Genomic DNA, 7,739 nt, shown 5'->3' with positions numbered 1-7,739 from the left:
AGCTGTGGACACCAAGAATGGCGCTTGAAAATCAGATTGATAGACTACGTACAGAGCGTAGAGGGCAACTAGAGATATTCAACAGATTAAAAAATCCTCATGCTCCTGAAAATGAACGTTTAAAAAACTCTATTTTTTCTCTCAACAGTAAGATTGAAGATTTAGAAGATGAATTAGATGATCTCATTCAAGATGATCGCTTAAAGCATATTAAGTTGGTTTTATAAAAATTGAATTATTTACTATAAGCCAACTAATATCAATTTTTCTTGAGTATGCCCATTTTTTTTCTGACTTTAAATCGTTTGATAAAACACTATTGAGGATTATGCCTTGACCATTTGCTTACATTTCTCCAAGCTTGATTTATCTTTGTACAAATGTACTTGACTCATATTGATTCTCAACAGCTCCTACTTCATCAAATTTTATAAAAGTATTGATATTAATCAGGAAGATATTCATTTATGGTATAAGGGTATTTTGAATACCATATACTTACTTATGGTAAATGTAATTAACACATGTATTTACTAATTATAGGTCTATTATGAAAAAAGAATTATCTCGTTTTTTACTAATTAGTATATTTTCTATACCCTTTATTGGTTGCCAAACAATACAAGATAATACTCGTATCTTAGGCATAGGAGGTGACAGTAAATATGATATGAGTTATGTAAAAGCAAACCTGAAAAAGGGTATAACTACTTCTGAAGAAGTTATTAGAATTTTTGGAAAACCTAACTACCAGACATCTAGTGGATCTGGACCAGACTATTTCTCTTATAGGGAGGGAGAAACAAAATCAAATGCATTATTAAGCTCAGCCTTAAGTACTATTGGTTATGGAAATATAGGAAATACTAATCAGGCATTACAAGAGGGTAAACAAAGACAATTAAGTATATATTTTAAAAACAATAAAGTAGATGATTTTTCAATTTCTGAATAAGATTATACTGTTCTAATAATCAACAGTTGCATTCGATTTCAAGGACTATTTATATTTTGAGGTGTATTTTTAAATTACACCTCTTTTTAATCTATATTTTAATTAAATTATGGGAGAATCTATTAGGAGTTTACTACAAAATATATGAGGTATACTGGGCGTAAATAATTGAACAATTTGTCAGTCTATATTTATTTCAACATCTTTAATATCCCCCTCAGAAAAGAAGGTTGCAGGAAAGAAAGTCTATTGACAATACCTTAAATTAAACTGATATTTGTCATTTTGTGACAACAAGTTGAATTATATCAGCGGTATAACCATGTACGCTAACAATTTTTTTGTTTATTGAATAGAACATCTAAGTTAGTTGTATTATGTTTTTACATTCTTTTTCGGCAGATCTAGCAGCCAAATCACGTTTATTTGCAATATAAATGACCATATAACCCTATTTGGATTTTATGCAACTCCTACATACCAGTATCCCCCTCTCGTACCGCAAACACTACCATCTACAAGTTGATAATATCGATTTGTTGGATTTGCAAAACTAAACTGAGTAAATAAAGCTAATCCAAACAAACATGGATAGATAAATGTTTTTTAGTTCATATCTTTTCCTATAAAAGATACTTATGCACTAATTACTTTAAAATAAATAAAATCAAAAAACAGGTTCATTTGAACCTGTTTTTACTATTTTTTATTTATTTAAATATTTATAGCTCACATCTACTTTTTTATTTGCTGTAGGTAAAGCTTCACCATAGAACACAATCGTTGCACCTGTTGCACTATAAACCAAATCAAAACCATTCTGATGTGTTAAGTCGCGCTGTACATTTTTACCAGATACATTGACAGTAACTGTTGATGGTATTGGCAATTGAGTTAATGTAAAACTACTTGCTAAACCTGATGCAGCTTTAATAATCTCACTAAACATAACATTCCAACTACTCGCATTTGCACAAATAGATGCTGAACTTCCACCTGTTACGCGAGAAATTTCTTTAAAATGTGCTCCACCCTCTGCCGAACCACCATCACCACGGCATCCCCATGCTTTATCCTGATAGCCTGGATAATTATCTGCAAATGTATTACGAATTGAATTAGCTGTACCTACGATAGAAAAATAAGTTGCTCCCGTTTTCAAGAAGTAATTCTTATAGTCTGCAAAATCTCGAGCTTGGTAACCATTACTACGTATTGGTCGAGCTTGATTTACTGTTTCATTTTCAGGCTCATCTGAAACAAATACAATCAAGTTTTTCGCATTTGTACGATCAAAATTTGTAAGATTTGCTTCACGCACACAGTAGAAACCTGTTTCTGTGGCAGAATCACTTGTACCTGGTTGGGCTAGTTTTTTCCATTCCTCTTCTGCATTTAGAGTTTTACGATCAATAAATACCGACTTTTGATCACTTAAAGTTCTTAAATTTTGACAATCGTAGGCATCCTGTGTGTTTACAGCTAAACGATAATCAATACCTGCTTTATTTAAAGCAGTAAAGAATTGTGAAGCACCATTTGCTAGATTTTTTTGCTCTTCATACATTGAACCTGAAGAATCAATATTCCATAAAATATCAACTGCATTTGAACCCTGAGCATTTTGAGTAAAACTGTTCGTTATTGTTTTAACTTGCAATTTTGCATTACTACTCAATGCACTTGCTATATTCAAATCACCATATTGCTTTTCAATCGCCGTTGCCTGATTTACAGCATAACTGTTCCCCCATACAAAACCTGTACCATTTTCGAGCCAAAAAGCTAAGTTTAAACGCTGTTTAGTATCTTTTGCTGTAACAGTTGTTGGTAAGCTAATAGATTTACCTTGATTAATTGCAAGCAATAAAACTTCACGAACTCTATTTAGAGTTTCTACATTTTTAAAATCTACATCTAAAGTTATATTTGTAACATTGCCTTGCGCATTTTTAGATGTTTTATTTACTAAAACATTAACGGTGGCACCATGATCTCTTAATATTTTCATATAGCTTTCTAATTGTGCTGCTGAAAATGCATTCAAATCAGTTGCCTTTGATTTTAAATCTAATGCAAAGCCGACTGAATTTAATTGAGGATCATCTAAAAGTAAAACACCATTTCCTGTAGCCAAAGTTGCTTCAGTAAAGTACTTTTTATCGACGTTACCAAATACAGCAATATTTGCTTTTTCACTGGTCAAAGTTGCTTCAGTTTGAACTGTTGATTCAACTGGTTTGGGTTCAGTAGGTTTAGGAGTTGTTGGTTCAGAATCGTCTGAATCGCTTCCACCACAGGCAGTCAAAAATACAGATGCCCCTATTAAAAGTGCTAATAAACTCTTTTTTAATAACATTGCTTTCCCTCTAGTTAACTAATCCTAAAAACAAGTAATTGAAATATAAAAAATTAATATAAATAAAACACTCTTGCTAATCGTTATTTAAAAGTACCCACCTTAACAAGTGTGTTTGTAATATTTACTATGGATTAATAAAAACCATTTAGCGAGCAAATATTGAGCTATTCTTTCATATTTTGATTTTGTATAAAATATAAAAAATGTGAAAATTTAACAATTTATATAATATCTTGGTTATTTTCTTTTTAGTTCAATTTTAAATAAAAGAAAATTTTTTTCAAAAATCTATAAAATTATTTATCTTTAGACTCTGAGGAGATTTTGTATTAATCCTAATTCTGTTTGAGCAAATAATTTCATAATTTGAATAAGAGCTTTGAAATTATTAAATTGAGAGCACTTGTACCAAATGGAGATAAAGATGATTTTTGAGGGGGGAAAAAATTGTCCCTATCGGGTTTTTGGATAGCTAGGGCTTTGTTTTAGGAATTTCCAATAAGTTGCTGCAAATTTAAGAAAAAAGTCATCAACCACGCAGAATAATTCGATATTATTAGACATGTGGACTAAAGCTTAAGGTTTAGTTTGGTAATTCAACTACTGGATTTCAGCCTCCTATTTTTTTAAGGCAATTTCTTATCCGCTATTCGGGTTAATTACCTGATTTAGACATATTTTTTTTAATTAAAACACAATAATTTAGGGAATGAAGATGAAGTATTATATTTTTGCTTCTTTAAGTGTAATTGGATTGCTCAGTCTTAGTCCACTAGTTCAAGCAAACCCTACCCAAGGTTACTGCCAGACAGTTGACGGTAGTGTATGCGGTTGGGGGGGAAATAGCAGTAGTTATAAGCCTCAATATTGGTATGCTGGTGTTGCTTACGACCCGAAAAATGGCATATTCTCCATCTATACAGCCACATCTCGTGAACTGGCTATGCGCTCGGCAGCAAAAGAGTGCAAACAAATAAATGAGAACCAAAGAAGATGTTCCGAACTTATTTCTAGTGTTTCTGGATACACAAAAGACAAAGAGCCTGGTACAGTGATTACTAAAGGACAACTTCCAGATGGTACATTCCAACTGAATCTTAGATATGGTTTAAATGGTCAGAAAACATTTTTCCAATCAAACTCTTATTCTGAAAAAAATGCCGAAGTGATTGGAATGGAGGATTGCGTGAACAAATACAAACTCAGTAATTGTGAGATTGTTTATAAAAAATATACTACTTTTTAAAACATACATACAACTAAAAAAGACAGGGTAATCCTCCCATAAGTACTCCCACTTAACATAATGGCTGTTATACAAAGTTAGAGTTTATAGCTCTCGTTTTTTTACTTTCAAATTGTTATACTTTTTATACGCCATTGACGTATAATAATCTATGTTATTTATTGAAACCAGTATTTTTACCAAGCAAATCAAAGAGCTTGTCACTGATGATGAATATCGTCAGTTACAGCAAGATCTTTTAGTACAACCTGATAAAGGTGATGTAATTAAAAATGGTGGTGGAATACGTAAAGTACGTTGTTCTCAAGGTAACAAAGGAAAAAGTGGAGGTATCCGTGTAATCTATTATTGGGTTTCAGAGGATGACCATATTTTCTTTTTAGTGGCTTATCCCAAGTCTGTGAAAGATAATTTAACGGATAAGGAAACAGCAATTCTGCGTCAGTTAGTGAAGGAGCAACTTCATGGATAATAATTTATTTGATGACCTCGTTTCTTCTATTAAAGAAGCAGGGGCAATTAAGCGTCAAGAGATTCAGGCAAGTCGAGTCACAGAACTTGAATTACCTAATATTAAGGAAGTACGTGAAAAAACCGGTTTGAGCCAAAATGAGTTTGCTGCACGTCTTCATATTAGTCCTCGTACCCTACAAAACTGGGAACAAGGTCGTAGATACCCGACTGGTCCAGCAGCAACTTTGATTCGCATTTTAGATGCTCATCCAAGTCTTATTTAAAATAATTAATAGAAATGGGAGCTTTATAGCTCCCATTTTTAACTTCGCATAAGGCGTATTATGTTAATTTTAGTCAACCTATAAAACTCCTACAAAGTAGGTTGCTATTCAGAGCCTGTAACTTATTTTGTATAAGTTACATTTTTATAAATATATACCTTTTGATACAAGGCTTTTCTTATGTTTATCAAAGTCTGATTTACTAAGAATCGCTATATCCATATTCCCAACATGCGGTTTATTTATTACAACTATTTGTCCGTTCTTTTCTAATACTACATATCGATCACCAAGAGAATATGGTATTTTAGAATCTATCACCTCATAACCCAATCTCATAAAGTCTTTTAAATAAAGAGGAAAGCTTTCTCTAGCATCTAAAATATCTATTACAAAGATAATTGCTTTCAATGTACCCTTATCATTATAAAGAAATTTTGTTTGCATAAAATGGGCGATATCAATAGGTGGAAACTTGGTATTCATGGATTCAAGTTTTATATCAAAAAATCTATTGGATTCATTAGAATTTAATTGGTATTGCGTTATACCTTGAAATGAATTTAAGTCATCATACTTTTTAAGTTTTTTAAGAAACGGAGTTGTATCTAATTTGGTTTGACCAATTTTAACCCCATAAATACTTTTTTCCTTTTCATCAAACAATTGAGCTAATGATTTGATAGTATCGTCATCTTCTACATTAATTTCTTGGTATCTCTTTTCATTATCTGATGTAGATTTTTTATCTTGATACTTATCTTCTAAAGTTACTTCAGACTTATTTTCATGATTAGAACTTTGATCACTTATACTTTCTACTTCTAATTGTTTTTTGATTAGTACTTCTTGACTGGGCAAGAGATTAAGCATGCCTAAAAAAGTGTGTTTAGATTTTATAGTGTCACCAACCAACCAGTTATAAACTGCACCACCACTCTTCAAGCTAGAAAAGAATAGAAAGACTGTTAATGCAACGCTTAATAAAATAGTAAAAGATGGAAGATAGACTTGAGTGAATCTGATAGTCTTTGTCTTTTCCACAATAACACTCTGAGTATCTTGTGGGGAATTCAATATTTGAGCGTAATTAACGCGACTTTCGTCTAGTTTTTCTAAATCTTCATAATAATTATTAAAAGCTTCATATTTAGTTGCCATAAACACAGCAGTATTCCAATTGTATTCTTGCAAATTTAAGGTTTTTACAATTAGGTCTGCATCACTAGGCGTGATGTTGATTTCATTAGAATGAATATGATTTAAAGTGAATTCAGTATGTGATAAGTCAGAAACATGGAACCATTGCTTCACTGAGCGAGACAATTTTAAATCGATCTCGGTAATTTCGCTAAACATAATGAGGCCAGCTATGTGGCCAATATTTTCTGATTCCAATAGCTTTTCATTAGAAAACCAATCCATAATTGCATAACGGTTCTTACGGACTTGTACAAATGGATTGATCTGTCCACCACCTTTCACAATGATCGTTTCATTATTTTGTGTAGTGATTAGCCACTCACCATTTTCTTGTCCTTGTAAATTTCCAGAGTAGTTTTTTAAATCGCATACAATGATTGAGTGTGCTGTTAAGCATACAAGATCTACCTCTTGACCATTCCACATCGTATTGTAAATAACGTAGACCCATTCATCAGAGTCTCTATATCTTGGTTCTAGTTGCGTTAGAAATTGATCCAACATTTTTTGTTCATTTTCATGTGAGCTATAGTCACCGTAAAAACATTTAATAGTCATTTGGATTATTCTTTTTAGTAATTGAGTGGGGTATAAAAGAGTGTATTTGAGCACTGCTTACAGAAATGTCGGTTGTAAATAGCTGCCTTATATTTCGAAAATGGTATATTTTCTTCAGCGCCATAAAATTTTTGAAAATGAATGCTTTTACTTCCACATTGATTACAAGAAATTTGATTGTGTTTATAACAATCTTTATTTGCTTGAATATAACTTTGAATCGTTTTTACACTGCAAATCTTTTGGTACTCAAGTACTTTGTAACGCGACTTAAAAGCACCGATAAGCGAATGTGCCCCAGAATAGGTAAATGCAATTCCAAGGATTGTGGGAATAATTCTAAAACTCATATCGAAACTATCATGAGTATCAATTCCACTAAAATATATAGCGATAAGGAGAGTTATACCAATGGTGTAAAATATGAGTGCATGTAGTATTGAAAACATCATTTTTTTGTTAAGTATAGGATAATTAATATTATATTATCTCATAGTTTTAGAAGCTATGTAGTAGAAAATATCGGACTAATAAATTAAAATTTATTGATTTTTGGCTGTATCGATGTAAAAAATGATGATTGATATTTCATGTGAATAACCACCAATTTTATAGACATTTTTAGTTAAATATTACTTAGAATATACATCCATTTAACATAATGGGCCTTATGCGAAA

Annotated in this window: 7 protein-coding genes; 5 read left to right on the top strand and 2 right to left on the bottom strand. The window is 31.7% G+C overall.

Annotated features, from left to right (window positions below; translation table 11 throughout):
• Positions 1-227 (top strand): hypothetical protein (locus tag C9E89_RS20975; RefSeq protein ID WP_107010093.1); only part of this gene is annotated, 227 nt, incomplete at its 5' end.
• A 323-nt stretch (positions 228-550) separates the two neighbouring features.
• Positions 551-955 carry a hypothetical protein gene (locus tag C9E89_RS20970; RefSeq protein ID WP_107010091.1) on the top strand — a complete coding sequence of 135 codons (405 nt, stop codon included), beginning with the start codon at positions 551-553 and terminating at the stop codon, positions 953-955.
• A gap of 706 nt (positions 956-1,661) precedes the next feature.
• Here C9E89_RS20970 and C9E89_RS23950 read toward each other — a convergent pair.
• Positions 1,662-3,314, bottom strand: coding sequence for a vWA domain-containing protein (locus C9E89_RS23950; RefSeq protein WP_228199095.1), 1,653 nt, complete (start codon positions 3,312-3,314; stop codon positions 1,662-1,664).
• Positions 3,315-4,032: 718 nt separating this feature from the next.
• On the opposite strand from C9E89_RS23950, the gene C9E89_RS20960 reads away from it, so the two are divergent.
• The 3 genes from C9E89_RS20960 (at position 4,033) to nadS (ending at position 5,300) form a co-directional block, all read left to right on the top strand.
• Positions 4,033-4,563 (top strand): hypothetical protein, encoded by a 531-nt coding sequence (locus C9E89_RS20960; protein ID WP_228199094.1) that lies wholly within the window; start codon positions 4,033-4,035, stop codon positions 4,561-4,563.
• Between the two features lie 151 nt (positions 4,564-4,714).
• On the top strand, positions 4,715-5,035 hold the full coding sequence (locus tag C9E89_RS20955; RefSeq protein ID WP_107010090.1) for a type II toxin-antitoxin system RelE/ParE family toxin: 321 nt from the start codon (positions 4,715-4,717) through the stop codon (positions 5,033-5,035).
• Positions 5,028-5,300: a NadS family protein gene (gene nadS / locus C9E89_RS20950; protein ID WP_107010089.1), complete on the top strand. Its 273-nt coding sequence runs from the start codon at positions 5,028-5,030 to the stop codon at positions 5,298-5,300. Before C9E89_RS20955 ends, nadS begins: the two co-directional genes overlap by 8 nt.
• Before the next feature lie 144 nt (positions 5,301-5,444).
• On the opposite strand, the gene C9E89_RS20945 is transcribed toward nadS, so the two are convergent.
• A complete protein-coding gene (locus tag C9E89_RS20945; RefSeq protein ID WP_107010088.1) occupies positions 5,445-7,061 on the bottom strand; it encodes a nuclease-related domain-containing protein in 1,617 nt (538 codons plus the stop codon).
• Between the last annotated feature and the right edge of the window lie 678 nt (positions 7,062-7,739).

This window comes from Acinetobacter sichuanensis, assembly GCF_003024515.2.
In the GTDB taxonomy this organism is placed as follows: Bacteria; Pseudomonadota; Gammaproteobacteria; order Pseudomonadales; family Moraxellaceae; genus Acinetobacter; species Acinetobacter sichuanensis.
The sequence above is the reverse complement of the archived record's forward strand: the minus strand, read 5'-3'. Positions and strand labels throughout refer to the sequence as shown.

Excerpts from the sequence above, each read along its gene's own strand:
- C9E89_RS20955 (WP_107010090.1), top strand. The coding sequence starts at position 4,715 with ATGTTATTTATTGAAACCAGTATTTTTACCAAGCAAATCAAAGAGCTT.
- nadS (WP_107010089.1), top strand. The coding sequence starts at position 5,028 with ATGGATAATAATTTATTTGATGACCTCGTTTCTTCTATTAAAGAAGCA.
- C9E89_RS20970 (WP_107010091.1), top strand. The coding sequence starts at position 551 with ATGAAAAAAGAATTATCTCGTTTTTTACTAATTAGTATATTTTCTATA.
- C9E89_RS20945 (WP_107010088.1), bottom strand. The coding sequence starts at position 7,061 with ATGACTATTAAATGTTTTTACGGTGACTATAGCTCACATGAAAATGAA.
- C9E89_RS23950 (WP_228199095.1), bottom strand. The coding sequence starts at position 3,314 with ATGTTATTAAAAAAGAGTTTATTAGCACTTTTAATAGGGGCATCTGTA.
- C9E89_RS20960 (WP_228199094.1), top strand. The coding sequence starts at position 4,033 with ATGAAGTATTATATTTTTGCTTCTTTAAGTGTAATTGGATTGCTCAGT.